Consider the following 25,585-nt stretch of genomic DNA (forward strand, 5'->3'; position numbering starts at 1 on the left):
TTCTATAAAAAGTAAAATTTTTACAAAAACTTTTATTTATTTTGTCTTCTAAAACGAGTATGATAGTAGAATAAGCAAGTTTACTATATCCAAAAAATAAATAATAGAAGGATTCTGGTAATAATGAAAGATAATTTCTTACTGACGGATACTGTGACAGAACAAATTTTTTCTATCGTTAGATGGATTTTTTTAGTTGTAGCCGTGGTTGTTTTTTATTATCCACCCATTGCCTCTATCGTTAACTTCGAATTACATACCTTTAATTATTTACTCATTTTTGGCTTTGCCTATATGACGATTGCCCAGATAGCATTATGGCTTGCACCAGGGAACCATACGATTTTCAATTTGCTGATGAAAACAGGGATTCTTTTTGATTATATCGCACTTATTTGGCTATTGATTTTAACGGGTGGAGTAACGAGCCCGCTATTTCCAATATCCTACCTGTTGGTCATGCATTCTACAATCTATTGGAAAATACCTGGAGCTGTCATATCTTGTACTGTTGTAGTGATTAGCTATTGTATTTTATTTTGGAACAGCCTGCCTTTGCCTAGTCTTTCCATTGTCAACTTCTTATTGAATCTTACCTTTTTGATTGTCATTGGTTTTTTTGGGGCTTTGATTGTGAATAGAGAACGCCATCATCAAAAACTCCAATATGTGTACAAAGACTTAATTGTCCGTGATTATTTAACAGGTTTATACAATCATCGACATTTTCAAGAAACACTCAAAAACGCATTAAAGCGTAATAAAAGAACGGGTATGGCTGTAGTGCTGGCGGATATTGATAACTTTAAACATATTAATGATACGCATGGTCATGTGGTCGGGGATAAGGTTTTAATGAAAATAGGAGAAATTTTGCAGCAAAGTATTCCTTCCTCACTAGGAATTTCATTTCGATATGGAGGCGAGGAATTTGCTATTCTTTTTCAAACTCCCGATAAAGAGAAAATCATCCCCTGCCTAGAGGAAATTTATAAAGCATTGCGCGAAATACAGTTTACTAGTGAAAATGGGACATTTTCCATTACAATGAGTTTCGGTTTATTCACGAATCAACAGGGAATCTCTAATCAGGTGGATATTGTTAGGCGTGCTGATAAGTTATTGTACAAAGCAAAGCACAATGGCAAAAACCAAGCAATCTTTGATTGTGGAACCGTCATTAGGGGTTAAGAAATTTTTTTAATCTAGATAATCTGAATTCCGAAGAAGCAGCGAATCTTAAAGATAAATTTATGTTATAAGTATTATAGGGGGAGGAAGACCGCATGAAAACGAGTTTCATCAAAGTAACAGAACCGGACGATACACTAGTAGAAGTTTTCAATCGCTGGGATAATGACGAGGTTCTAATTCCATTGACACGTCCAAACAAAAATCAAGCTGAATTGGACCTGAGGACTGCAATGACCCAGGATGATCTGAAACAAAGACTCAACCATCACCACATTTATTTGATCTACCTAGATGACCAATTAATTGGCGAAATGAATTATACTGTGGACCCTGCCTATCTTTTCAAAAAAGAAGAAGGTACAGCTTGGATTGGAATTACAATAGGGGAAACAGATGGCAGAGGCAAAGGGATTGGCTTTCATGCCATTCAATTTTTAGAGGAAGAAATAAAGAAACAAGGACTAAATCGGATTGAACTGGGTGTGTTTGAGTTTAATACACAAGCACAGAAGCTCTATCGGAAATTAGGCTACAAGGAAATTGGCAGAATTGAAAATTTCACTTATTGGGCTGATAAAATGTGGTTTGATATTCGAATGGAGAAGTATTTAGGGAATACTAACTTATAAATCCAAATTCAAAAGAAAACACCGCCCATAAACATATGGACGGTGTTTTCCTATGGAATGGTTTGACATATGCATCCGTTCCATCGCAGCATTTTTCTGGCAGGGGGATCTTGAGGGGAAATGATTGATTTTAATGGCAGCCTTCCTGCACCTGATCCTTGGTGGAATACATATTAAATGAGTTATCCTTCGCAGCAGTGTAAGTGATATAATGGAGAAATTGTCAAGTATTACTATTTTTCTTTTTGAACAGTATAATCTTAGGATGGGAGTTGAGAAAATGAATGCTAAAGACATAGCTAATATCAGAAAGCAGTTTAAATTAAACAATGATCTCATGAAAATTCGTGAAATCTTAAATGTTTATGTTCAGAAAGAATCAGGTGAGATTTATCACTCCGTTATTTCACCTTTTGAAATGTTAGATCAGGAGTCACAAGAATTATTTTTTATAAATTTCAAAAAGGTTTTGACAGGAGCTCTTGATGCCAAATTATTTGAGTTGAAATTCCAAAGAGATGTAGAAGATAGCACGCAAATGATTCTCTTTGACGGATTGCAAAGTGATACCACCGATGACTGGATAGACTATATGCACCAAATTGTAGGGAAAATGTTTGCACATACTGTTTATGAATTTGATACAGTGGTGACATTTATCAGAGGAGAATACCGTAAAGCTACCAAAAAAAGAGATCCTGAATCGGAAGAAGGCGGAGATGATGAGGTATATTCCAACGAGTTTATCCTCTGCAGTCTTAATAAAACAGACCAGCCGAAAAAAGCCTTAGTGTTTGATTATGTTGAAAGAGAATTTAGATCTAATAACGCTTTTGACCCGATTATTAATTTAGCACAGCCCTTGTCAGGATTTTTATTCCCTGCATTTAATGACAATGCTGCAGATGTGAACCATATCCTTTATTGTGCAGGAAAAGCGAATCAACCAGATGAGACATTTATCGAGATTGTTCTCAATTGTGAAGAAATCATTACCGCTTTGGAAGAAAAAGATAGCTTTGAACTAATTCTGAATAAAGTAATCGGAGATACAGTAGATGCCCAGGTTATTTCTAACGTCTATGAGGAAATTGATAGAGTGGTCCAAGTGAATAAAGAAAATGAAGAAAGTGAAGCACCTAAGTTGGATTCTCGGGATATCGAACGAATTTTAAGGGTAAGCGGCGTTGAAAATGTAGATACCGCTAAAGTGGAACATGCCTTCAAAGCTATTGTTGATGATGAAAAACATGAGCTAAAAGCGAGTAATTTAGTACCTAAATCAGTAAAAATTGAAACAAAGGTTGCTAATTTATCGCTAAGCCCGATGGATTTGAAACATGTTAAATATATTATGTTCCAAGGAAAACGCTGTTTATTGTTGGAGATCGATGATGATGTTGTTGTCGAAGGATTCAGGCTAGAGTCAGAAATACATTAAGCAGCAGGTCAGCCCCCAGTGAATGAAAATGGGAGGTTGACCTGTTTTTCTAAGAATTATATTCCTTTTGTAAATTTTTAGGAGAAAGATTGTATTCTTTTTTGAAGAGTCTATAGAAGCTAGAATAATCAGGAAAACCGCATTTTAAGGCAATTTTCTCTATTGGAATTTGCTTTTGTTTGATCATCGTTACAGCAAATGATAAACGTTTTAATGATACATACCGGTAAAATGGAAGGTTCATGTGTTTTTTAAAATAATGTGAAAAATAGTATTTATTTAAATGAAAATGATTCGATACCTTGTCTAAACTAAGATCATGTTCTGTTAAATGTGATTCGATATATTCCAGTATCGACACGAGCCTTTGGTCGTGTTCTTCCTTTTTATTTTGGGTTGGCAAACTGCTTGCAGGATTGGTTATGACTTGAAGGACTTGAAATAATAGGTATTGTAAGGTGAAGGAAAAGTTTTCTTCACCATTTTTTATTCTATTTGTAATTTCCTGCAGCAAAGATATGATTTCTTGAAAGCACACTGCATTCAAATGTAACACATAAGACCCTAGCGTCTTTTGATAGACAATATTCTCATTCATAGCCGGGGCAACGGTTACATAATCTGCCATTAACTGATTACTAATGTTGATGATGATGCGTTCATAGTGATCGATATTCTTAACTGTTGCCTGATGAACTGCATTAGGAGGCACCACGACTACATCTCCTCTCCTAAGAGTGTAGGTTTTACCCTCACAAAAAAAATCACAATCTCCGCCTAAAAATACAAGAATTTCAATTACATCGTGAGTGTGTAAGCGAAATAAAGGATCCAGCTGATAAAATCTTTCTGCTGATTCGTTATATTTTTTGAGCTTATCATAGGATTGATTTTTCTGGCTAAAATCATATATTTCAAAAGCCTGGTTAACTACAGGTATATGAATTGACTGCTTCATTTCCAATGCCCCCTTTATACAGCAAGAATTACAATGTTTTTAGCAATAAATGATATTTTTTTATCACTTTTTGTTGTTATTATAACACTGTAAAAGAATTCGAGATAATGATAAATCCGAAATTGAGCACCCTATTAAAAGTGAATTTTTTTGGGGTTTAATAGTCATGGATTAAGTTGAGGAGGCGTAACAATGGAAAGAAACCACAAACAACCTGAATTAGAAGTCAGGGTTAAAAAATTAATTGAAGTAGATGGATTAAAATTTAAAGACTTAAATAACAGTGGAAAGCTTGAGCCTTACAAAGATTGGCGCTTAAGTCCGAAAGAACGAGCTGAGAACTTAGTCTCCTTAATGAATATCGATGAAAAAGTCGGGATGATGCTGATTAATACTCGTAAAATGGGTCTGTCCCAAGAAGATAAGAGTAAGACCAGTCATGATGGAATACTTGATGAAGCGATTGTTGAAAAAGGTGAAAGCATCTTTGCTGTTGAAAAAATATATGGAACGACGCATACAATTGAAAAAATGCATTTGCGTCACTTTATTCATCGAGACAACCATAGCCCGGCGGAAATGGCACAATGGATCAATACAATGAATGAAGTGGCAGAAGGAACTCGTCTAGGTATTCCATGCTTAATCGCCTCAAACTCACGAAATGAAAACGGTGAATCCATTTTTGGTATGAACGATGCGGTTGGGATTTTTTCAACATGGCCAGGAACGTTAGGGCTTGCTGCAGCAGCGATGGGAGATATCAAAAATGGTGGAGATGCATCACTTATCAGCCAATTTGCCCAAATTGCACATGATGAGTGGGATGCAGTTGGAATTAGAAAAGGCTATATGTATATGGCCGATACTGCGACAGATCCAAGATGGCAGCGGACTTATGGTACATTTGGGGAAGATGCTGATTTTATTTCAGATGCCATTGGACGCATTATTGACGAATTCCAAGGTAAAGAGTTAGGAAAACACAGTATTGCCATGACAACGAAGCATTTCCCAGGCGGTGGTGCAAGGGAAAATGGATTTGATCCTCACTATGCGGAAGGAAAATGGAATCTATACCCAACTCCAGGAAGTTTAGAAAAATATCATTTACCGCCATTCAGAACTGCCGTCGACCATGGAACTTCCTCCATTATGCCATATTACTCCATACCAAGCATTGGTAAGAGTGTGGTTCAAGAATTCGAGGGTCAAGACATTCCATTTGAAGAGGTTGGCTTTACGTTTAATCATTACTTCTTACAAAAAATCCTTCGAGAAGGACTAGGGTTTAAGGGATATATCAATAGTGACAGCGGCATCACAAATAAAATGAGCTGGGGCGTCGAAGATAAGAGCGAAGCGGAACGTTTTGCAAAAGCAATCAATGCCGGCACAGACCTTGTTGCGGATACCAATGATATTGGGAACCTGAAAAAAGCTATTGAAAAAGGCTGGATTAGTGAAAAGCGTATTAATGAAGCGAATGTACGCCTTCTTACGGAAATGTTTACATTAGGATTATTTGATGACCGTACTTACGTTTCACCTGAAAATGCGACTGGAGTGGTTGGTACTCCAGCTCACTGGGAAGCAGCATATGAAGCACACAAGAAATCCGTAACACTTCTTAAGAATTCAAATGGTACATTACCTTTACGTGCTGAAAATCTGACGAACCAAAAGGTGTATGTAGAAGTCTTCCATAAAGATCAAAAACTTGCAGAAATGTATACAGAACAAGCAAGGATAGAATGCAAGGAGCTTGGAATCTGCCATTTAACTGAGAATCATAGAGAAGCAGATATAGCGATCCTGTTCTTACAGCCAAAATCCGGATCCTATTTCAATGCAACACCTGGACTTTTGGAACTTGAGCTGTGTGAGAATAAAACATTAAAAGCATTAGATGGGGCGGAATATCAAGAATCGACTCTAACTGGAATTGAACAACTAAAAGATGTAAGCAACAGCATTCGTGATCGTGGCGGAAAAGTTGTAATCAGTGTGAATGTGACATTGCCATGGATTCTTGGAAATGTTGAACCGCTGGCAGATGCAATGATTGCGGGTTATGATACTTTCTTTAAGCCGCAATTTGAGGTGATCGCTGGACAGTTCAAACCGGTCGGCGTACTGCCGCTATCATTGCCTGCAAGTGAAAAGGTCATTGCTGTCGATGAAAATGGCGATTGTGTTTCACCAAATGATGTTCCAGGTTATGACAAGGACAAGTATATGCCAGAAGGATTATCCTATGCCTATGAGGATCGTGATGGAAATGTTTATAAACTTGGTCATGGATTAACCTATTAAGAATAGTAACAGCAATACATTAGCTAAGGTTCATGCCTTAGCTTTTGTCATGTAGAAAAATTCCTTGCTAACAGGAAAAATATACCATATTGATCCCAGGGAATAAGGACTAACATTCCAATCATATATATGGGAAGGAAGTGTATGTAAGAGGAGGGACAAAATGGCAGCAAATCCGATTGTTGCTAGATCATTAGACGAAATTAAATTTTGGTCTAGGATAATGAAAGAACATTCTTTATTTTTAAGTCTTGGATTCACCTATGAACAGAAGCAATTAATTGAAGAAGCGCAGCAGTTTATGGCTTTATTCGAGAGAATCGAGGAAAAACTGTCTAGGTTTACGGTGAATTCAGATTTACGTCAGGTTCAAGCGTTTAATACCGAGGTTTATCAAGCAGCAGCAGCAATTTATGCTTATAAAAGGAAGATATTAGATTTAACACTCCGCTGTCAAATCAGGCATAACAATTACCCTTTATTAATTGACCATATTAGCAGAGAAGCGGCATATTTTGCTAATCGATTAAAAGAATTAAATGAAGGCATATTAGCCCCTGCACCTGATTCAATAATTGAAGAAAATGTATTTTTCTTAAAGATTATGGCCGACCATGCAAAGTTTATCGGGCACCTTTTAGATCCTTCGGAAAGAAAGTTAGTTGAACAAGCAAGAGAGTTTAGTAATGATTTTGATAAATTGTTGTTCCAGGCAGTTGATTTAGAATATATGCGGCCACAATCTGAAACTAAACCATTACTGGGTCAATTTTTAAACCAAAATAAAGTATCCGTTGCTTCATTAAGAGATTTCAAGAAAACGGCAAGAGACTTAATAGAAGAATGTCGGATTAAGAGCAACATTCACCCGCTTTTAGCTGACCATACATTTAGAGAAGCATCGAGATTCCTAGAAATCATAGATATGTTTGAGGCAAGTCTAAGTAGAGCATAAGCTAAAAATACAAACCTTCCACTTAGTACATCAGGTAGAAGGTTTGTTTTTTTATTATGGAAACGCTTTCGTTTTATGTCAAGCTTCTTTGGTTTTTATTTCTTGATCCAAAAGATGGCCGACAAACGATATTTCTTTGATCGTCACCGAAAGTACCCCGGTTGGAATTCTTAATGATATCTTTTCACCGTTATTTTTAAATAGCAGCTGTCTGCCTACGGGAGATAAGAAAGAAATGCAGCCGGTGTCCGGGTCTGATTGCTCCGGATAACAAATGACATAATCCTCTGTTTCGTCATCTTCGTCATATAATACTGTGACCTTTGTTCCGATCAATACCTTCGGAAAAAATGAAATATGATGATTCTTTTGATTAATCTTTAATAAGTCCTCAACTTCTAATACATATAAATTAAAAAAGTGTTTTAATCGGTCCTGTATCGGAGTTGATGAGAGATAAAGCTGTGTTAACTCCTTTATGTTTTCATCAATATAATTTAACTGGTTCAGGAAGTAGTCTTTATTTTGGTAAGCACTATGGTTCATAGTAGATAACCCCCAAGCTAGGATTCAACTTTTGGCAAAACTTCATTACATTTCTCATGAACAATTCCTCCTTAATAAAAAATGAAACCTTCCATACTTAGAAAGCAGCTAAACCAAGTGATAATTGGCTGACTGTTTCTATAAAATAAAAAGGACTAAATCCCCTTTACTGAATGGAAGATATTAGTATTATTCTAACATATATTCATGGAAATATCATGAATACTTAAACATGAAAAAACAGCCCCCAAATAAGAGGCTGTAAAACAAATTACTTTTTAAAATAACAGCGCCAGACTTTCTTGAATATAAGTAGCCCAAAAACAATAAAAACTAAGAAGCCAATTAATGCAATAAGGATGTTTAATATTGTCCCAAGACTGCCTAAACCAAGTAAAGTAAAGAAGCCAGTTACGACATTCAGAATTGAAAGCAGTAACCATATTACACCTGTTAAAAATCCAAGGAAAAGTCCCAAAATACCACAGGAAGAATGACCATTGCCCATCGTAGTTCACCTCCTGACTATGGTTGTTCAAGATTATCATATGCCGAGAAAGGACATGGTGTTTTCCATATCGCTGAAAAGGGGCGCTAAATAGGCGGGGGCAATAAAAAAAACGTAACAATGGATGGTGACAGGCACCGCTCGTGGACACTGTCCACCTCAGGCGGACAGTATTTGATTTGTGCAGGTGAATTATCTTACTTTGATTTGGGAAACTTTATGAATACTGGAGGGATAGTGATGATGAAGCCGAGTAAGGTAGAGATTGTAAAGTTAACTAGCGCAGAGATATCAGCATTATGGGCAACACATATTAATATCAGTGTTGTAATCTGTATAATGACTCACTTTTTAGAAACCTGTACTGATCCTGATGTTCTTAAAGTGATTGAAGAGACTAAAATGATGGCTGAAAAACATGGTGGAGATATAGAAACGTTATTTAGTAAGGAGAAAATAGTTATCCCTGAAGCTTTCAAAGCAGCGAAGCATGTTGTCCCCAACACACCTAAACTTTTTTCCGATATCTTTTACATTCAGAGTACGCTGCAAATATGCAAATTTGGGCTTTCATCTCATACGATGGGTTTAACAATTTCAGCACGAGAGGATATGCGAATATTTTATAAAGCTCTAATGGATGATGTATCACAGTTATATAATCATGTTGTTAACGTCATGCAAGAGAAAGGGATATTTGTTCGCATGCCTTTTATGAATTATCCGAATGAGGTTGATTTCATTAATAAAGAAAACTTTTTGACAGGCTGGTTTGGACGCAGGCGCACCCTACTGGGGATAGAATCCACGCATTTATTGATTAATGCAATCCAAAACCAAATGGGAATACAATTATGCACTGGTTTTTCACAAGTATGCAGAGATAAAGAGCTGCACGAATATTTTCTTCGGGGAAATAACTTATGCAGACATATCTTAAGCTCAATTCATGATGTATTGGCAGAAAGTGGAGTACCAGCTGCCATCACTTGGGACCATGGTGTCACGGATTCGACTGTTGCTCCATTTTCGGATCAATTAATGCTATATATTATAGGAATTCTTTCAAATCTCGGCATGGCAGCCTACGGTGCTGGCATATCCACAACCATGCGTAGAGATATAAGTGCAATGTACGCAAATTTTCTAACTAAAACCGGAGCATTTGGGGAAGATGGAATGAATTTGATGATAGAACGGAAATGGATGGAGCAGCCGCCTCAATTTGCATCAATGAAATGATATCTATCATTAGGAGAAAAAAATGAAGACATTAATTAAATCACCTGCTTTGTTAGTATTAGACGTTCAAAAAGGTTTTGATGATTCTTTTTGGGGAAAGCGTAATAATGCCCAGGCAGAAAAGAATATCGCAAAGCTATTAACAGAGTGGCGAAAACGAGGATGGGAGGTCATTTATTCACAGCACTTATCGCTCTTGCCTAAATCACCTCTCAATTATCAAAATAAAACAGGTGTTGAATTCAAAGATATCGTCCACCCATTACCACAAGAGGTTGTATTTCAAAAGAATGTTAACAGTGCGTTCATTGGGACAGAATTGGAATCATTCCTAAGAGATAAGCAGATTACCTCCGTTGTGATTACAGGATTATCAACGCAGCACTGTGTTTCTACAACCACAAGAATGAGCGGGAATTTAGGGTTTGACACGTTTCTAGTTGAAGATGCAACAGCTGCATTCGAAATTACCGATCATAATGGCATTACCCATACGCCGGAGGATGTACATAAGTATGAGATTGCAGCTTTGCATAAGGAGTTTGCAACAATCTTAAAAACAAATGAGGTTTTGGCGCAGATTAAGCAGTTAAACGTTAACGTGTAAAAAAAGATTATTATTAAAAAGGAGTGAGAGCAGTGTGCAGCTGCTCTTTTTTCTTGTGTGAAAGAAGAACGGACTGTAAAATAACTATCAATCACATAATTTGAGGGACAAGTTAATGAAAAGGTACAAATTAATAAAGAATTACAAAGGTATACATAAGAAAGGAACCATTTTCTATCTTATTGCAGAATCAGAGTTTATTGGAGTTAAGGAATTTGTGTTACAAACCAAGAAAATAAATGGCAAAATCATTCTCTCCGAAAAAGAAATGAGGGATTACTTTAGGCAATTGTAGGTTTAAACCAATAATTATAAGAAAAAATTAACTTTTTATATGAAATTTTCTCATTTTTCAGCTAAAATTACCATAGAATCGATTCATCGACATTCTATCCAATAAAATATAGGAGTTGGATGAAGATGTGGTCACTTATTTTCAGAAGGAAAAATAAAGACAGCATAGAAAGTTCGAATGTAATGTCCTTTCAAAAGGATACTAAGGAAGCCGAAATTGAAAAAATTTCAACGATACTTAAGGAAGTTTTTTCACATACCTCTAAAGAAATAGTCATTCTATGTGTGGGTTCAGATCGATCCACAGGTGATGCCCTCGGTCCAATGGTGGGTACTATGCTGAAGGAGAAGAATATTCCTTTGCCAGTCTATGGAACATTAGAACAACCCGTTCATGCACTAAATTTAAAGAAAGTGATCAAGGATATCCATAACACCTATGAAGAACCTTTTATATTTGGAATTGATGCTTGTTTGGGGGATGCAGGAAAAATAGGGACCGTGTTTATTAAAGAGGGAGCCTTTATTCCAGGAAATGCAGTCAATAACGTATTGCCAAGTGTGGGTCATTACCATTTGAAGGCAATTGTGAATTATCTGGACCCCATCTCTCCTGTCCAGTCTCTCAATAGTACTCGCTTGTATACCGTTAAAATCCTTGCAGAAATCGTAACAGAGATTATCACCAAGGCATTAAATGACCTGCAAAACCTTTAAAATAATCGAGGAACGTAATGTTGCTTTAGAAATCAGTGTAATTAAGAAATCATCCTGCTAGGGGAAAATGCCTAATAAATGTTATAATTGGTATAAAGTATACCGAGAGGATAGGGAGGAAACATGGTTAGTAACTGGACGGAGGATAATTTAATCTCGATTCGTGAAAGGGTTTATCTCCATATTAAAGATCTGATCTTAGAAGGGGAATTCAAAGCTGGCGATCGTCTAGTCGAAAGAGAGCTCGCTGAAAGGTTAAATATTAGTCGAACTCCTATTCGCGAAGCTCTTTTTCGCCTTGAATCACAAGGGTTTGTGAAAACTGTACCTAGAAAGGGTGTCATTGTTGCCGATATCTCAGAGAAAGAAATTATTGAGGTATTTACAATTCTTTCATCCCTTGAAGTATTGGCAGCAAAATTAGCAGTCCAGAAGTTGGACGAAGTAACAAAAAATAAATTCATTGAATGCATTAATAATGTAGAAGCGGCCTTGCAGGATAAGAGAGAATCGGACTACAGTGATATACACTCTGAGATCAATCATCTTTTATACAGTGCTGCTAAAAATGCTAAACTGTATGAAATTTTAAGCGGATTATCGGATTATATCAAAGCATTTGCAAAGCTTGGCCATAAAAAAACTGGAAGAGCAGAACAAGCAATGGAAGAGCATATTAGAATTATGGAAGCCATTGTGAACCAAGAAACAGAAATGGCAGAATTTCTTACAAAAATTCATATTGAAAATGCAAGAAAGGCTTACATTGAGTCTGCTAAAAAAGGGTGAACACACAAAAAAGAAAGAGCGTAATCGGGCTCTTTCTTTTTTGGTTTAAACTCCGATCACGATCGATGAGGTTAGATTTTTTAATACCTTTGCGACGCTCATCGCTACAATGGGGCTGGATTTAGGATTTTGTTGATAAGGTTGATTCTGTACTGATATTTCAATTTCCCCAAAAAAACCTCTAGCCATAATTGTATGTGTATTACGCTGAATGGTGGGATCGACATAAACTTGAACATTCGTTTTCTCGAAACCTATTCCTGCTAGACTTAATGTTGCAGACACGTTGACATTTTCAGGAAATAATTTTGAAGCATTCCGCGCATTCCCTTCAAAGATACAATATGGCTCTGATATCGTTTCTAGATTAACTTTTTCTTCCGCTATCGTTCCGTACCAACTTTTCACAGGTTTCCTCGTTATAAGGGTAATTTCTTCAATTTCACCTAAAACCCCAGCAGCAATTCTATCTAATCCCCCTATGGCAGCAGACGGGATTAATATTTGTTTATTCCTTTCCTGTGCAGCTTTTTGCAAGGTTTCCAAAAACTCTACATCCGCTAGCGCTCCAACAGAAATAACCATTAAATGACTTCCGCTTTCCAATGCCTTTTTACCATATAATTGCAAGGCCTGGTGACCAGCTGCTTCGATGACAATATCTAAACCTTGATTGAAAAATAACTCTACATCATTCGTGAAAAAAGAGGAGGGGCGAGTAAGTCCCTCTGTTTGATTTAAGTTCCTAACAAGAACGCTTTGCAGTTCAATGTCTCCGGCTTGATGAGTTTGTATTAATTCTGCGATACCCTTTCCTATTGTCCCATAACCTATGATTCCAGCTTTTAACATGAAAAACCACCTCAAATGATATGATATTTTGTAAGATTTATAACGTAACTTTAGTAAAATCTCTGTTAGGGTTCCTCACAACTTTCTAGCAACAACCACAAATACATGCTATCGTTGAAGTATCGAGGATTACAAGCAAGAGAAGTATCAATTAAATAGAAAGGAAGAAATGGAAAATATTGTATATATAATTTGGTATACGATGTACCGGATTATCATTTTATTTTATCCAAATCTGTAAAGATTAGCAATAGAGTAATTTTAAAATACAAAAATATCTAAATATTTAAAATTATTTGCACGATTAAGCCAATGATGTTATTATGTTTTATAAGGTGAGTATAGTAGAAACTTAGGAGGTGATTACAGGTCAAATAAAATATGAAAGCGTTATCTTCGCTTTGCTGGAATCGTTCGTAACAATGTGATTAGGTCGGGACTCATTATTATTCTAATAAAGAGGTAAATTTTTATTTTAGTCTGGTATACAATCTACAATGCACAATATACAAATGTTACGAATGGCAATAGTTTTTATCTACTATTATTGAGGAAACACAATCATTGACAGCCTACATAATCAAACCTCATCTACTTTGCAAACTAGACTTACTTGCCATCAACAAAAGGAACCTAGATCAAAAAAATGCGGAGAGTCGGAGGGGAATATATGGAATTAACATTAGCTCATTGGATTTACGCACTTGTAACTATTTCTGTTATTACTACGATGCTATTTAGAAAAGGTGTTGTATTACCTGTTATCATAGGTACTTTTTTAGTAGCAGTAGTATATAAAGGAAGTTTAATTTCAGGATTTCAGGCAGTGTTTAATGCAAACCTTGTTGCAGCAAAAGAGCTATTCAGCATATTCTTAATTATTTCCCTAATGATTGCACTACTAAATTCTTTAAGAGATTTAGGTGCTGATAAAAAACTAATTATTCCCATTCAAAAAATAATGGTAAACGGACATATATCTTATTTGGTACTTATGGTCGTAACCTATGTTATATCATTGTTTTTCTGGCCAACACCAGCTGTCCCTCTTATTTGTGCATTGTTAGTACCGGCAGCAGTTCGTGCAGGACTACCAATCATGACTGCAGCTATGGTAGTAGTTATTGCTGGTCAAGGGATGGCACTCTCATCTGATTATATCATGCAGGTTGCACCGATGCTTAGTGCAAAGGCAGCAGGAATAGATAAGACGTTAGTGACAGATAGAGGCTTAATTCTTTCATTAATAACAGGTATTAGTGCATTAGGTTTTGTTTATTTTGCACATCGGAAATCAATTGTGAAAAGCTCCAGTTTAGATTCAGACTTAAATCTCTCAAACGATAATGCATTCTTCAATGTTGCCGATGAACTTGCTGCTACCGCTGAAGAAAGTGAAGTACTGGAAAATAGAAAGAATAAATGGAGTAAGAGATTTGCTGTATTAGTACCATTATCGATGTTGGCAGTGATGATTTATATGTTTCAATCGAAGTTTTCTGGCGGTGCTGGGTTCGAGGGTACAGATGGAGCCGCATTTGTCGGCGGTGTTGCTGCTGTTCTATTAATCCTTGCAACCATTGCCTTTAACCGCATCCATGCACTTGATAAAATTAGTGATCATATTACAGAAGGTTTTGTATTTGCATTCAGAGCGATGGCTCCAGTTATTCCAATTGCAGGTTTCTTCTTCATGGGCAGTGGTGATTTCACTCCAAGTATTCTTTCCCTTGACGCAGAAGCTGCGACTCCTGCATTTTTATTTGATATGATTCAGGCAGGACAAACCTTCATTCCTCAGAACTCGTTTATTGCTGGTTTTGGGATTTTGATTGTTGGATTAATAACTGGGTTAGACGGCTCAGGGTTCTCAGGCCTTCCATTGACAGGTGCTCTGTCTGGCGCTTTAGCGAACGGAAGCAGCATTGATCCGTCCACTATGGCAGCGATTGGACAAATGGGTGCGATTTGGGGTGGAGGAACCATTGTAGCTTGGTCATCACTAGTTGCTGTGGCAGGTTTCTTGCAAATATCCCCAATTGAACTTGCTAGAAAGAACTTTATCCCAGTTATAACAGGTCTTGCCATTGCAACATTAATAGCTTTAATTATTTGGTAACAAGATCAAACAATGAAAAAAGGGGGTTATTGGCAAAGTCAATCAGACTAAGCTAATAGCCCTGTTTTTATGTTTTATATAATATGAAGAGGTGAAAAGCTTGCATAAAATAAGAGTCGGTTTAGTAGGTATTGGAAAGTTGGGAAAGGCCTTGATGGAACACTGGAAAAGAACGGACGTGTCGATAGGTGTTTATCATCCTTCAATAGCGAAAACGGAGGACTTTGTAGGGAACTATCAGAATAGTTATCTATTAACTCCCAGTAAATTTGACGAAATAGATGTATTCGTATTAGCGCTTCCAGCAAAGGAGATAATCCCATTTATTTCAGATAGGTTAATGAAATTGGCTCGTGTTTCTTCTATTAATATTGTTAATATGGCTACGGCAATAAATACAAATGATCTTAAAAATAGCTTTCCATCCTTAAATCTCATAGGTGTGAAATATATGGGTCAGTGGAGAGATTTGCTTGAGAATGGCAATGGTTTATTTATTACAGAGGCAGCATTACCGATGCCAATAGACGAATTATTTGGAACCTTAGGTCAAGTGCAAATAGACAGGGAGGATAACTTGATTAAGGTAAATCAGCTGGCTACTTACTATGCATTGAAAACAGCTGTAACGATTGAGAAGGAAATGACAAAAAATCAATACTCACCTGAGTATATGAAAAGGGCACTAACATCCCTTGCACCCGAAGTAATCCGTTCTTATAGTAACGGAACTCTCGGTCACTTTGCTAAGGAAATACTAAAAGGAATAGAGTCGGAAATAGAATAAGATGAAAAAAACCAGGAGCGAATTTAAGCGCTTCTGGTTTTTCATTGTTTATTCAGCCTGTAAATACTTGTAAAAGAATTAAGTAAATCATAACGATAATAATATAACAGCTAGTAAAGGCAATGTTCCAATTTGATACCTTATAAGAGGTATCTTTTATTAGATTTGACATAAGACCTAATGTCGCATTATAAGGACCTACTAAGAATGAAGATACCGCACCGGCTAACATCGCTACTGTTAGGATGTGGGGGTTAAGACCAAGTGCAGAGATGTCTAAGCCTCCCGTCATCAGTGCCAGTGAGACGGCAGGATGAAGTCCTAAGAAGGCAAGGGCTAAAGGCACCAAGGGAAGTAAAATGATAAAAATCTCCACACCAGCACCCTCAATAAAAGTTAAGATCCAGTCATTCAGCCATTCATTGGTACGAGAGATGGTTATGGTTGAGATAAAAAAGCCAGCGGATAAAAAAATAAAAAATTGATCTTTCATGCTGATTGAAAAGGATTTGAAGTGCTGTAACAATTGACTGCCAAATTCTGTTCCTTTTTTTAGAAAAAGAGACCAAACCAGTGCAAAAGGTATAACCAAGAAAGAGACTAGAATTAAAAAGGAAGAATGAAACAGTGATTCAGCGATAGATATGGCAATAACAAAAATAAGAATAGCCAAGAAGATTTGCAATATCCTAATGGGAGAACTCAATTGACCTTGTTCAATACTTGCTGCTGTTTCATGAGCTGACACATTTTGTACAGAAGTAAGCATCTTTTTAGCTCTTCGTGCACCAATAAACCAATCCATCCCCAAACCTAAAATGCTAAGTGGAATCACATAAGGTAATATTGATATCCAGCGAACATCTGTGACAGAAATAACGATACCTACAATAGGGGTAACCGGAGCCCACAGGAGGGGCATAGCAAAGCCTCTTGTTATAGCCCTAGTCATGAACCGTTCTTTATTTTCAACTGAAAACATATTCAATGATGGACGTATCGAATAATATGTCATGGGCAAAGTTGCGAGATTCATAAAAATACTAAAGAAATAGGAAATCCCAGAGGTTATGATATATAACTGACCAGAATTGTTTACCTTTTTTTGTATGATCGTTTGGATACCGCCGCTATATCCACCTAATTTAATTGGGATTCCTAATATGGGGACTAAGGTGAATAATGTAATCAAGTCAAGCATGGGGCCAAAGGATAATATGTACTGATGCCATTGTACACCGCTTTTCCATAAAAGCGTGATCCCTAAAAGCAGGAATGCGCCCCCTAGCAGTTGAACCGAGCGTTTGGCTAGAAAAAATGTAGACAATACAATAATCAAACAAAGAATCGATAACAGGACGCTAAAGTCTAGCTGTGGCAGCAAAGTAGATAATAAATACATAGAAATAACAAATAAAAATAAGAATCTTAACATAGCAACACCCTGCTTTTTTAGTATTTAGTCTCTGTCCTAAATCCATAAATTAAATTATTTTGGTATACCAAACGGTATATTTGTTCACTATTTATACATATTATACCTTATGTTTTTGGTATTTGGTATACAATTTAGTTGTATTTTCTTAAATACCATTATACAATAAGGGTAAGCAATAACAGTATTAAATTAAGGGGGAATAGGGATGTTTAATTTTCTTTTTGGATCAAAGAAGGCTATGGAAAAAGCTGAAAAGAAGTTAGCTCGTTTAAGAAAAACGTTAAATTTTTAAACTTCCTATCAATAATAATAGAAATGCCGTCGCATAAGGGTTTGTCAAATGCCCGTCTAGCGGCGGTTTTTTGTCATTTCTAAAACTAAAAAAACCGGAGATGAGGCAGGTCAGCTCCGGTTTTTATCTAATAATAGAATGTTAATTTTCTAAAGCTACTTCCGATACCTTTACCAGCTTAGAATGTATTGAATCTTCACTATTCCCTGATGCTTTTACAATTTCATTTAATTCTTCACGTGCAGCTTCAATTGTTTCAAACCTTTCGAAAAATTTGACAGCAATGTGGTTCACATATTCCTTACCTTCAAATTCTTCAAATAGTTGGATCTTAATACTTTCATCAATTACTTTAGCAATCGTATATTTCGCCTTAAGTTTATCAAAAAAATAAAAATTATAGGTCTCAACTGTTTCTAGCCCCGCATTGTCAAGAACGGTTTGAAAAGTATCTTTATTTGTAAGTACAATATAGTTCCCCATTATAAACACTCCCTATAAATAATTTTTTCTTCTAAATCAAAATACTCTTATAAAAGGTAAGTATGTAATGACCACTCCTTACTTTGATATTTTGTATACCAAATACCTTATCAGTAGTTTATCTTATGTTATCAAATTGTTCAATGGTATATTCTAATTTTTTAAAAAATTATAAAAATTGCTTTTCTTCTCAGGTGAATTGGTTGTATAATTCTTAAAAAGCATTAAATTCTTTGGTTTATATACTGAAAGGGGATATTTTATGCCAAAAGTAATTCTTCATGTTAATGGAACGGTAGTCGAACAACAAGTAAAGGATAAAGCGAATCTAGTAGTTTTAGCCGGCATTAGGCAATTTCCAGAATTAAAGTATGGTTGTGGAATGGGCAGATGTACAAAGTGCACATGCCGTGTGATCAGCGGCGGGGAAGCAATTGCACCGCCAAACTGGAAAGAAGTAAAAATGTTAGGTGATAAGGTGGAGGAAGGATATCGTTTAACCTGCCAATTAACAATTGAACAAGATATTGAAATTTCTCAAGAAAATATCTCTATTCAACCGCCAAAGAAGCAATCTGCTACACTTCGATAGTAGATTATTTTTTAAAGTACTGTTGGTATACAAAAGACCGAAATGAATATGATTAGTGAGGGGATTTATATTGGACTGCTATAATCTAACGAAAATGACGTGGCAAGAAGTAGAAGAATCATTAAAGACCGTCACGTTCGCCATTATTCCAATTGGAGCCCATGAGCAGCATGGTCCACATATGGCAGAAAGCTGTGACGCTGTATTGGCTGAAAAGATGGCAAACAAACTAGGACAGAAAATGTTTCCGCATGCATGGGTGACGCCTACTGTTAATATGGGGGTCTCACCACACCATATGAACTTTCCTGGAACGATTTCACTGCAGCCAGATACACTGATTGCAATCTTAAGGGATATGATATCGTCATTAAGTCACCATGGAATCAAACAATTTTTATTGTTAAATTCACATGGCGGCAACCAATCAACCTTGAGTGTTGCATCCATGACATTAAAGAAAGAATTGAATGTTGACATTTATTATGCGAAAACCACAGCTTCAGCTAAAAATACAATTGGAAATAATATCACATCACCATTGTTTGGACACAGCTGTGAGAGAGAGGTATCTGAAGCATTATATCTAGCTCCAGAACTTGTACGGCTTAATCAACTTGAGAAGGGCGATATACAAGAACATGGAAGATGGAAGCAGCTTCGACCAGGAAAAGCAATTCAAGGTTTTTATTTCTATGAAGAAATGACTCAAAATGGCTGTATAGGTGATGCGACCCAAGCAAGCTTTGAATTGGGGCAGCAGATTGTTGAAGAAGCACTGGAAAATCTCTCACAAGATCTCCACAAGTTATTAAAAATAAATGAAGATGTTTATCTTTAAACACAGGCATTCAAAAAATATTTAATTGATAGTTTAAAAAATTCTAAAAATTGTGTTTACAAATAAATAATAATAGGTTAATATTTTCATTAAGGTATACCAAATACAAAAAATAAAAATAAACAGAGAGTAAGCACTTACATTCTCTTATTTTTTACTAGTATTATGGTATACAAAATATCAAATACAAAAATGGCAACAAATGCCCAGGAAACAGGAGGAGTAAAAATGACAGAATTATTATCAAAAGACGAATTCCGCAAAGAACTAGAAGAAGCAATCAAAGGTAATCATAGCCAGAAGGCTCCATTTACAGTCGCTTGGGCTGAAGGGAAATTAGAAAGAAAACACTTTGCAAGATGGGCTGAAAATCACTATCACTATGTAGGACCTTTCGCGGACTACCTATCTTATATCTATCACAATACTCCAAGCGATCCAAAATTTGCAGCTGCGAAGGACTTCACATTACAAAATATGTATGAAGAGGAAATTGCAGCAGATCGTCATACAGATTTATTGATTCGTTTCGCAGAAGCTTGCGGCACGACTGCTGAACGAGTTATTAACCCAGATAATATGGCACCGACAACTTTAGGTTTACAAAGCTGGTGCTTTGCAGTAGCTGCACGTGAACACTTTGTTGTTGCTACCGCTGCTCTAGTAGTTGGTTTAGAATCTCAGGTACCTGATATTTATCGAAAGCAAACTCCAGCGTTACGTGCTCAATATGGATTCACAGATGAGGAAATTGAATTCTTCGATCTGCACATTGTTTCAGATGAAATTCATGGTGAACGTGGTTATAAGATTGTTCTTGACCACGCTGATACTCCAGAATTACAACAACGCTGCCTTGAAATTGTTAGAGTGGGTGCTAAGATGCGCCGTATGTACATGGATGGTTTATGGAGAGAGTATCTTGAGCAAGACTTAGGGTCTTTAGTTCAAACCAACTAAAATACTTAGTTTCATACAAATAGATGGGATTCATTAGGGACAACAACCCTAACCAGAATCTATCTTTCCTGGCCGTCATATTAATCTTGAAAAACTCGAGGTTCTAAATGACGGCCATTTTATATTAAAAATGAAAAAGGTGATACTTTGTTAACAACAAAAGTGGAAACGTTCAATAACTATATCAATGGTGAGTGGCAGGAATCTGTCAGCCAAAAACAGTTTGTTAGTGTGAATCCAGCAAACACAGAAGATATTGTCGGTGCTTTCCAAGCTTCCAATGAACAAGATGTTCTCGCCGCCATTGAGGCAGCTCAAAATGCTTTTCCTATTTGGGCAAAGACATCCCCGTCAAAACGGGCAGCGATCTTGAACAAAGCAGCAAGCATTCTGGAAGAAAATGCTGATCAATATGCAGAAGAGCTGACTAGAGAAGAAGGAAAGCATGTTACTGATGCCAAGAATGAAGTGATTCGGTCCGCACAGACTCTTCGCTTTTATGCTGTTGAAGGCCAGACAATAACAGGAGAAACGTATCCAAATGATGATCCAGATATGAAAGTAATATCTGAAAGAGAGCCACTTGGGGTAATCAGTGTTATTACACCATGGAATTTTCCGCTTTCCATTCCTGCAAGAAAAATTGCACCGGCATTAATTACAGGCAATACTGTGGTATTTAAACCATCTTCCGACACACCATTAATTGCTTTGCGTCTGGTTGAAGCATTACATCAAGCTGGCATACCAAAAGGTGTTATTAATTTTGTGACAGGAAAGGCTTCAGAAGTTGGTGATGCTTTGGTCACCCATCCTGCCATTAAGGCGATTACCTTTACAGGTTCAACTGCGGCGGGAGAAGATATTCACAAAAAATCTTCCTTTACCACTCGAACACAAATGGAGCTTGGCGGAAAAAATCCATTAATCGTCATGGATGATGCAGATATTGAGCTAGCGGCTACTTTAACGGTTAACGGTGGTTTCTCCTTAACAGGTCAGGCTTGTACAGGAACTAGCAGGGTAATTGTTTTAAAAAGTGTGAAAGAACAATTTGTCCAGAAGTTAATTGAAAAAACCAGTGCGTTAAAAATTGGCAATGGCTTTAGTGAGGGTGTGAAAATCGGACCTCTGGCGAATGAAAAGCAATTAAAAAATGTTCTGAAATACATCGAGTATGGGAAAGAAGATGGAGCATCCTTAGTGTTTGGCGGTGAACAGCTGACTGATGGTCAATATCAGCAGGGTTATTATGTGCAGCCAGCAATCTTTATTAATGTTAAACCAGACCATCGAATTGCAAAGGAAGAAATCTTCGGTCCTGTAGTGGCAGTCATTGAGGTCAATACATATGAAGAGGCCATTCAGGTTGCAAACGATGTGGAATATGGTTTATCAGCTGCGATTGTTACAGATAGTCTGAAAATCGCTTCTAGATTTACAAAAGATATTCATGCCGGAACCGTAAAGGTCAATCGAACCACCACGGGGAATTTAATGAATGCTCCTTTTGGCGGGCTAAAAAAATCAAGTACATCAACATTCCGCGAATCCGGAAGAGTTGGATTGGAATTTTTTACGCAAATAAAGACCGTGTATATCGGATATTAAATTAGAAAGATTGAGGAGAATAAAAATGAAAACCATTTTAAAATTGGAACTAGAAGAAGCAAAATTAATGATTGAAGCAGCAAAGAAGAAATCAGAAGAAATCAATGTATTTGAAACGATTGCCATTGTGGATGATGGAGGAAATTTAATCGCGCTTGAAAGAATGAATGGAGCTAGAATCACTGGTCCTGAAATTGCGATCGCAAAAGCGTACACAGCTTCTGGACATAAACGTTCTACTCATTTATTTAATAAAGAACCAAACGGTCCAGCATTACCTGGCAACGAAGCATTTGGTATCCAGCAAATGCTTCCAGGAAAATTCGCAATTTTTGTAGGCGGATTTCCAATTGTTGTGAATGGTGAAGTGGTTGGCGGAGTAGGTGTAAGCGGAGGGAACGGCGAGCAGGATATCGCTGTTGGAACAGCAGCCCTTGAAGCCTTGCAGAAGCACGTAGAAGTCCAAGGCTTAGAAGTAGTAACACAGGCGGATATTAAAATATAGGAAAATGAGGACCTCATGATCAGGAACAATTATGAGGTCCTTAAATAGTCATAACACCAAGAAAGGCTAGCTACAAAGGAAGGATGGAGAATCAAATTGAATAAATATTTGGAATTAGCCATTGGATTTGCACGCACCGGAGTGACTGGCTATGGAGGAGGACCTTCTACCATCCCTTTGATCGAATTCGAGGCTGTGAAAAAATACAAATGGATGTCAGAGGATGAATTTGGCGAGGTATTAGCACTGGCAAATACACTTCCTGGGCCGATTGCCACCAAAATGGCCGCCTATATCGGTTATAAAGTGAAAGGGAACCTAGGAGCTGTTGTAGCCATACTTACTCACGTACTGCCTTCCGTCATTGCCATGCTGGGCTTATTAGGTGTCCTTTATTCATTTAGTCATTCTCCAATCGTAGGCGGAATGGTTCAAGGCGTTACGCCGGTGATCGGGTATATGCTGGCGGAAATGGCTTATCGTTTTTTCCAAAATGGCAAAAAAGGTTTGGGTTTATCAAAGATGGTATTATTCTCAAGCATATCATTCATCCTCATCCAATTGGTCGGTCTTCATCCTGGTATCCTAATTGCCACTTTTTTAATCTCTGCCTTCTTCATTGCAAGCCGTAAAGAAAAGGCTGAAAACAATCCTTCAAAAGATGTGGTTGAACTAAAGGAGAAAAGCTCATGATCTATTTGGAAATATTTTGGTCGTTTTTTATTGCGAATCTCTTGGGATATGGAGGCGGACCCGCTACCATTCCATTAATACAAATTGAAGTTGTCAACGAACAAGACTGGATGACATTATCTGAGTTCGGCGACCTGTTAGCCATCGCCAATGCCTTACCTGGCCCAATCGCGACAAAGATGGCAGGATTTATTGGGTATGAAGTAGGTGGAGTTCTAGGTTCAATTGTGGCACTTGCTGCGACGATTCTACCATCTGCCATTGCTGTTATTTTGTTGTTTAAGTTTGTGAATTTGTTTAAGGATTCACCAAAAGTAAAGCTAATGACAAAGTCTGTACAGCCAATTATTGCAATTTTACTTGCCGTTATGGCTTATCAATTCTTTTTAACAGCCTTTGAAAATAGCGGTTTATTTCACCTACTACTTCTAGCTGTTTTAAGCTTTTTCACATTAAGCAAATTTAAGGTTCATCCTTCATTTGTAATTATAGGAGCACTTCTTTATGGAGGAATCTTTCTATCTTAAACAGAGAATTGGTACAAATCTAAACAGGGGGGTGCAGGGATGGAAGTAAAATGGGAGGAAAATAATCTATTATCAATTCGCGAACATGCCTATCTTTATATAAAAAAGTTGATTCTTGATGGCGAGTTTAAGGCTGGTGACCGGCTCATTGAGAGAGAGCTTGCAGCAAAAATGAAAATAAGCCGGACGCCAATTAGGGAGGCATTATTCAGGCTGGAGTCACAGGGATTTGTAAAAACTGTTCCAAGAAAAGGCGTCGTCCTGACTAATATTTCAGTTAATGAGGTTATTGAGGTTTTTACGATTCTTGCTTCTTTAGAGGTTCTTGCCGTTAAATTAGCATCGCAGAGAATGGATCAAGAGACAAAAAATGAATTAGATTTAAAGATCAAGGAATTAATGGAAATTGAAGAGAAGGAAGAAGAAAACTTTAATCTTGAACATATTAAAATGAACCATTTAATTAACAAGGCTTCGAAAAGTCCGAAATTACTAGAAATACTTTCTGGATTAATAGATTATATCCATATGGCAGCCAATATGGGGTATGAGACACCTGGCAGAAGAAAGGTATCTTTAAGGGAACATATTGACATTATGAAGGCATTACGTAATCAAGAAACGGAAATGGCTGAATACTTAATGAGGATCCATATTGAGAACTCTAAAAAAGCATATATTACTTATATGGAAAATCTACAAGAGAAGCTTCTAAGAAATAAAAGTTGAGGCAGGCAGCTATATTCCAAGCAGCCTGTTTTATTTTTATCAAAGATTAATAGGATTTTTTTAAAAAATAATTTGAATATTTTAAATTTACGCATTGTCTGAAAATTAAATATATGGTATATTGTATACCAAGAACAACTTTCGAGGAGGAATTCATAGATGCCAACTATTCGATTTATTAATAGTAATAAACAGTTAGAAGTTCCAGAGGATTCCAATATTTTAAGAATGTCACTTCGCTACGATGGAGAGCTTCCGAATCGATGTGGAGGAGGAATTTGCGGCACTTGCGTTTTTAAGGCGGAAGATGGAGCAGAGTTCCTGGACAATGTTAAAATTCAAGAAAGAAGAAAATTGGGAGAGGAATGGCTGGAGAAAGGGTATCGCTTAGGCTGCCAGACATTTGTTACCAACGGGGATATTGAAATATCTTGGGATGAAGAAATTACAAAACAAGTAAAAATGAGAAAACCTGATAAACTAAAGCAAGAAGTATCTGTGAACAAATAAATGGTATACAATCAACCATCAGACCTATTCAATTAAAACATTTGAGGTGATAATAATGTGGGTTTGTCACACGCATATGAAAGAAGCATTGTCAGTATTAGAAATACCCCATATACGTAAAGCTCCTTATAAAATAAAGTGTATGCTGTGTGATAACACCGCATCTGCAAAAGTTTATTATACGCATCAATCCTACAAAGCAACAAAATATCAATACATGAAGACCCGTAAAAAATCAGGCTGAAAGAAATAGTGAAGTTAAAAAGTAGACCGGCAAAAACTCAGAATCAGTGAGTTTAACCGGTCTTTCTACAGTTATTTTGGGTTCAGGTGCAGTTGAGCAGGGGGCGATATAGGACTATAATGAGTGTTAGTGAAAAAAGGCTATACATGACCATGAAGTGTGAAAAATGATGTAAGCGGTAACGAATAGCCATACTTAAAAAAGAG

The 25,585-nt window shown here is 36.8% G+C and carries 27 protein-coding genes; 21 read left to right on the top strand and 6 right to left on the bottom strand.

Translation table 11 applies throughout. The annotated features are described in order from the left end of the window. Positions 1–123 precede the first annotated feature (123 nt). From SFC47_RS05555 to SFC47_RS05565, 3 genes are all read left to right on the top strand, one after another. Positions 124–1,191, top strand: a complete 1,068-nt coding sequence (locus tag SFC47_RS05555) for a GGDEF domain-containing protein (RefSeq protein ID WP_411253244.1) — start codon at positions 124–126, stop codon at positions 1,189–1,191. Between the two features lie 95 nt (positions 1,192–1,286). Next, a complete protein-coding gene (locus SFC47_RS05560; RefSeq protein ID WP_411253245.1) occupies positions 1,287–1,823 on the top strand; it encodes a GNAT family N-acetyltransferase in 537 nt (178 codons plus the stop codon). Between the two features lie 280 nt (positions 1,824–2,103). Then, positions 2,104–3,264 carry a DUF4317 domain-containing protein gene (locus SFC47_RS05565; protein WP_411253246.1) on the top strand — a complete coding sequence of 387 codons (1,161 nt, stop codon included), beginning with the start codon at positions 2,104–2,106 and terminating at the stop codon, positions 3,262–3,264. 49 nt (positions 3,265–3,313) lie between these two features. Here the strand turns inward: SFC47_RS05565 and SFC47_RS05570 are convergent, their stop codons facing one another. Continuing rightward, positions 3,314–4,222 carry an AraC family transcriptional regulator gene (locus tag SFC47_RS05570; RefSeq protein ID WP_411253247.1) on the bottom strand — a complete coding sequence of 303 codons (909 nt, stop codon included), beginning with the start codon at positions 4,220–4,222 and terminating at the stop codon, positions 3,314–3,316. A gap of 192 nt (positions 4,223–4,414) precedes the next feature. Between SFC47_RS05570 and SFC47_RS05575 the strand changes: the two genes are divergently transcribed. Both SFC47_RS05575 and SFC47_RS05580 read left to right on the top strand, forming a co-directional pair. Further along, complete coding sequence (locus SFC47_RS05575; protein WP_411253248.1) at positions 4,415–6,538, top strand: glycoside hydrolase family 3 protein; 2,124 nt, start codon at positions 4,415–4,417, stop codon at positions 6,536–6,538. A gap of 163 nt (positions 6,539–6,701) precedes the next feature. Beyond that, a complete protein-coding gene (locus SFC47_RS05580; RefSeq protein ID WP_411253249.1) occupies positions 6,702–7,493 on the top strand; it encodes a DUF2935 domain-containing protein in 792 nt (263 codons plus the stop codon). A gap of 78 nt (positions 7,494–7,571) precedes the next feature. Here the strand turns inward: SFC47_RS05580 and SFC47_RS05585 are convergent, their stop codons facing one another. After that, positions 7,572–8,039 carry a GreA/GreB family elongation factor gene (locus SFC47_RS05585; protein WP_411253250.1) on the bottom strand — a complete coding sequence of 156 codons (468 nt, stop codon included), beginning with the start codon at positions 8,037–8,039 and terminating at the stop codon, positions 7,572–7,574. Between the two features lie 271 nt (positions 8,040–8,310). Further along, the gene (locus SFC47_RS05590; RefSeq protein WP_411253251.1) at positions 8,311–8,547 is read right to left on the bottom strand and encodes an ABC transporter; all 237 of its coding nucleotides are present in this window, start codon (positions 8,545–8,547) and stop codon (positions 8,311–8,313) included. Between the two features lie 120 nt (positions 8,548–8,667). Between SFC47_RS05590 and SFC47_RS05595 the strand changes: the two genes are divergently transcribed. From SFC47_RS05595 to SFC47_RS05615, 5 genes are all read left to right on the top strand, one after another. Then, positions 8,668–9,789: a DUF3231 family protein gene (locus SFC47_RS05595; protein WP_411253252.1), complete on the top strand. Its 1,122-nt coding sequence runs from the start codon at positions 8,668–8,670 to the stop codon at positions 9,787–9,789. A 22-nt stretch (positions 9,790–9,811) separates the two neighbouring features. After that, complete coding sequence (locus SFC47_RS05600) at positions 9,812–10,396, top strand: cysteine hydrolase family protein (RefSeq protein WP_411253253.1); 585 nt, start codon at positions 9,812–9,814, stop codon at positions 10,394–10,396. A gap of 115 nt (positions 10,397–10,511) precedes the next feature. Continuing rightward, complete coding sequence (locus SFC47_RS05605; protein ID WP_411253254.1) at positions 10,512–10,691, top strand: hypothetical protein; 180 nt, start codon at positions 10,512–10,514, stop codon at positions 10,689–10,691. Positions 10,692–10,816: 125 nt separating this feature from the next. Then, on the top strand, positions 10,817–11,407 hold the full coding sequence (gene yyaC / locus SFC47_RS05610) for a spore protease YyaC (RefSeq protein ID WP_411253255.1): 591 nt from the start codon (positions 10,817–10,819) through the stop codon (positions 11,405–11,407). Between the two features lie 123 nt (positions 11,408–11,530). After that, entirely contained in the window at positions 11,531–12,196 is a 666-nt protein-coding gene (locus SFC47_RS05615) for a GntR family transcriptional regulator (RefSeq protein WP_411253256.1), read from the top strand. A gap of 45 nt (positions 12,197–12,241) precedes the next feature. On the opposite strand, the gene nadX is transcribed toward SFC47_RS05615, so the two are convergent. Then, on the bottom strand, positions 12,242–13,048 hold the full coding sequence (gene nadX / locus SFC47_RS05620) for an aspartate dehydrogenase (protein ID WP_411253257.1): 807 nt from the start codon (positions 13,046–13,048) through the stop codon (positions 12,242–12,244). 670 nt (positions 13,049–13,718) lie between these two features. Here nadX and SFC47_RS05625 point away from each other — a divergent pair. Both SFC47_RS05625 and SFC47_RS05630 read left to right on the top strand, forming a co-directional pair. Next, a complete protein-coding gene (locus tag SFC47_RS05625) occupies positions 13,719–15,167 on the top strand; it encodes a hypothetical protein (RefSeq protein WP_411253258.1) in 1,449 nt (482 codons plus the stop codon). 100 nt (positions 15,168–15,267) lie between these two features. Further along, complete coding sequence (locus SFC47_RS05630; RefSeq protein ID WP_411253259.1) at positions 15,268–15,954, top strand: Rossmann-fold NAD(P)-binding domain-containing protein; 687 nt, start codon at positions 15,268–15,270, stop codon at positions 15,952–15,954. 52 nt (positions 15,955–16,006) lie between these two features. Here SFC47_RS05630 and SFC47_RS05635 read toward each other — a convergent pair whose 3' ends face one another. Both SFC47_RS05635 and SFC47_RS05640 read right to left on the bottom strand, forming a co-directional pair. Further along, positions 16,007–17,389: a hypothetical protein gene (locus SFC47_RS05635; protein ID WP_411253260.1), complete on the bottom strand. Its 1,383-nt coding sequence runs from the start codon at positions 17,387–17,389 to the stop codon at positions 16,007–16,009. A 436-nt stretch (positions 17,390–17,825) separates the two neighbouring features. After that, a complete protein-coding gene (locus tag SFC47_RS05640) occupies positions 17,826–18,167 on the bottom strand; it encodes a hypothetical protein (protein WP_411253261.1) in 342 nt (113 codons plus the stop codon). Between the two features lie 262 nt (positions 18,168–18,429). On the opposite strand from SFC47_RS05640, the gene SFC47_RS05645 reads away from it, so the two are divergent. The 9 genes from SFC47_RS05645 to SFC47_RS05685 all read left to right on the top strand — a co-directional run bounded on the left by SFC47_RS05645 (position 18,430) and on the right by SFC47_RS05685 (position 25,135). Beyond that, positions 18,430–18,759, top strand: coding sequence for a 2Fe-2S iron-sulfur cluster-binding protein (locus SFC47_RS05645; RefSeq protein ID WP_411253262.1), 330 nt, complete (start codon positions 18,430–18,432; stop codon positions 18,757–18,759). A 94-nt stretch (positions 18,760–18,853) separates the two neighbouring features. Then, positions 18,854–19,600, top strand: coding sequence for a creatininase family protein (locus SFC47_RS05650; protein WP_411253263.1), 747 nt, complete (start codon positions 18,854–18,856; stop codon positions 19,598–19,600). 228 nt (positions 19,601–19,828) lie between these two features. Next, complete coding sequence (locus SFC47_RS05655) at positions 19,829–20,560, top strand: iron-containing redox enzyme family protein (protein WP_402620757.1); 732 nt, start codon at positions 19,829–19,831, stop codon at positions 20,558–20,560. A 162-nt stretch (positions 20,561–20,722) separates the two neighbouring features. Then, on the top strand, positions 20,723–22,171 hold the full coding sequence (locus SFC47_RS05660; protein ID WP_411253264.1) for an aldehyde dehydrogenase family protein: 1,449 nt from the start codon (positions 20,723–20,725) through the stop codon (positions 22,169–22,171). Between the two features lie 25 nt (positions 22,172–22,196). Continuing rightward, positions 22,197–22,676, top strand: coding sequence for a GlcG/HbpS family heme-binding protein (locus SFC47_RS05665; RefSeq protein ID WP_411253265.1), 480 nt, complete (start codon positions 22,197–22,199; stop codon positions 22,674–22,676). 90 nt (positions 22,677–22,766) lie between these two features. Then, positions 22,767–23,369, top strand: a complete 603-nt coding sequence (locus tag SFC47_RS05670) for a chromate transporter (RefSeq protein ID WP_411253629.1) — start codon at positions 22,767–22,769, stop codon at positions 23,367–23,369. Beyond that, positions 23,366–23,896 (top strand): chromate transporter, encoded by a 531-nt coding sequence (locus tag SFC47_RS05675; protein WP_411253266.1) that lies wholly within the window; start codon positions 23,366–23,368, stop codon positions 23,894–23,896. The genes SFC47_RS05670 and SFC47_RS05675 overlap by 4 nt, the downstream gene beginning before the upstream one ends. A gap of 39 nt (positions 23,897–23,935) precedes the next feature. Beyond that, positions 23,936–24,625, top strand: a complete 690-nt coding sequence (locus tag SFC47_RS05680) for a GntR family transcriptional regulator (protein ID WP_411253267.1) — start codon at positions 23,936–23,938, stop codon at positions 24,623–24,625. 159 nt (positions 24,626–24,784) lie between these two features. Beyond that, positions 24,785–25,135, top strand: coding sequence for a 2Fe-2S iron-sulfur cluster-binding protein (locus tag SFC47_RS05685; protein WP_411253268.1), 351 nt, complete (start codon positions 24,785–24,787; stop codon positions 25,133–25,135). Positions 25,136–25,585 lie beyond the last annotated feature (450 nt).

It is taken from the genome of Neobacillus niacini, assembly GCF_046591715.1.
GTDB classification, from domain to species: Bacteria; Bacillota; Bacilli; order Bacillales; family Cytobacillaceae; genus Neobacillus; species Neobacillus niacini_L.

What these genes read in the sequence shown, in the direction of transcription:
- SFC47_RS05555 (WP_411253244.1), top strand. Translation starts at nt 124, where the DNA reads ATGAAAGATAATTTCTTACTGACGGATACTGTGACAGAACAAATTTTT.
- SFC47_RS05560 (WP_411253245.1), top strand. Translation starts at nt 1,287, where the DNA reads ATGAAAACGAGTTTCATCAAAGTAACAGAACCGGACGATACACTAGTA.
- SFC47_RS05565 (WP_411253246.1), top strand. Translation starts at nt 2,104, where the DNA reads ATGAATGCTAAAGACATAGCTAATATCAGAAAGCAGTTTAAATTAAAC.
- SFC47_RS05570 (WP_411253247.1), bottom strand. Translation starts at nt 4,222, where the DNA reads ATGAAGCAGTCAATTCATATACCTGTAGTTAACCAGGCTTTTGAAATA.
- SFC47_RS05575 (WP_411253248.1), top strand. Translation starts at nt 4,415, where the DNA reads ATGGAAAGAAACCACAAACAACCTGAATTAGAAGTCAGGGTTAAAAAA.
- SFC47_RS05580 (WP_411253249.1), top strand. Translation starts at nt 6,702, where the DNA reads ATGGCAGCAAATCCGATTGTTGCTAGATCATTAGACGAAATTAAATTT.
- SFC47_RS05585 (WP_411253250.1), bottom strand. Translation starts at nt 8,039, where the DNA reads ATGAACCATAGTGCTTACCAAAATAAAGACTACTTCCTGAACCAGTTA.
- SFC47_RS05590 (WP_411253251.1), bottom strand. Translation starts at nt 8,547, where the DNA reads ATGGGCAATGGTCATTCTTCCTGTGGTATTTTGGGACTTTTCCTTGGA.
- SFC47_RS05595 (WP_411253252.1), top strand. Translation starts at nt 8,668, where the DNA reads ATGGATGGTGACAGGCACCGCTCGTGGACACTGTCCACCTCAGGCGGA.
- SFC47_RS05600 (WP_411253253.1), top strand. Translation starts at nt 9,812, where the DNA reads ATGAAGACATTAATTAAATCACCTGCTTTGTTAGTATTAGACGTTCAA.
- SFC47_RS05605 (WP_411253254.1), top strand. Translation starts at nt 10,512, where the DNA reads ATGAAAAGGTACAAATTAATAAAGAATTACAAAGGTATACATAAGAAA.
- yyaC (WP_411253255.1), top strand. Translation starts at nt 10,817, where the DNA reads ATGTGGTCACTTATTTTCAGAAGGAAAAATAAAGACAGCATAGAAAGT.
- SFC47_RS05615 (WP_411253256.1), top strand. Translation starts at nt 11,531, where the DNA reads ATGGTTAGTAACTGGACGGAGGATAATTTAATCTCGATTCGTGAAAGG.
- nadX (WP_411253257.1), bottom strand. Translation starts at nt 13,048, where the DNA reads ATGTTAAAAGCTGGAATCATAGGTTATGGGACAATAGGAAAGGGTATC.
- SFC47_RS05625 (WP_411253258.1), top strand. Translation starts at nt 13,719, where the DNA reads ATGGAATTAACATTAGCTCATTGGATTTACGCACTTGTAACTATTTCT.
- SFC47_RS05635 (WP_411253260.1), bottom strand. Translation starts at nt 17,389, where the DNA reads ATGTTAAGATTCTTATTTTTATTTGTTATTTCTATGTATTTATTATCT.
- SFC47_RS05640 (WP_411253261.1), bottom strand. Translation starts at nt 18,167, where the DNA reads ATGGGGAACTATATTGTACTTACAAATAAAGATACTTTTCAAACCGTT.
- SFC47_RS05645 (WP_411253262.1), top strand. Translation starts at nt 18,430, where the DNA reads ATGCCAAAAGTAATTCTTCATGTTAATGGAACGGTAGTCGAACAACAA.
- SFC47_RS05650 (WP_411253263.1), top strand. Translation starts at nt 18,854, where the DNA reads ATGACGTGGCAAGAAGTAGAAGAATCATTAAAGACCGTCACGTTCGCC.
- SFC47_RS05655 (WP_402620757.1), top strand. Translation starts at nt 19,829, where the DNA reads ATGACAGAATTATTATCAAAAGACGAATTCCGCAAAGAACTAGAAGAA.
- SFC47_RS05665 (WP_411253265.1), top strand. Translation starts at nt 22,197, where the DNA reads ATGAAAACCATTTTAAAATTGGAACTAGAAGAAGCAAAATTAATGATT.
- SFC47_RS05675 (WP_411253266.1), top strand. Translation starts at nt 23,366, where the DNA reads ATGATCTATTTGGAAATATTTTGGTCGTTTTTTATTGCGAATCTCTTG.
- SFC47_RS05680 (WP_411253267.1), top strand. Translation starts at nt 23,936, where the DNA reads ATGGAAGTAAAATGGGAGGAAAATAATCTATTATCAATTCGCGAACAT.
- SFC47_RS05685 (WP_411253268.1), top strand. Translation starts at nt 24,785, where the DNA reads ATGCCAACTATTCGATTTATTAATAGTAATAAACAGTTAGAAGTTCCA.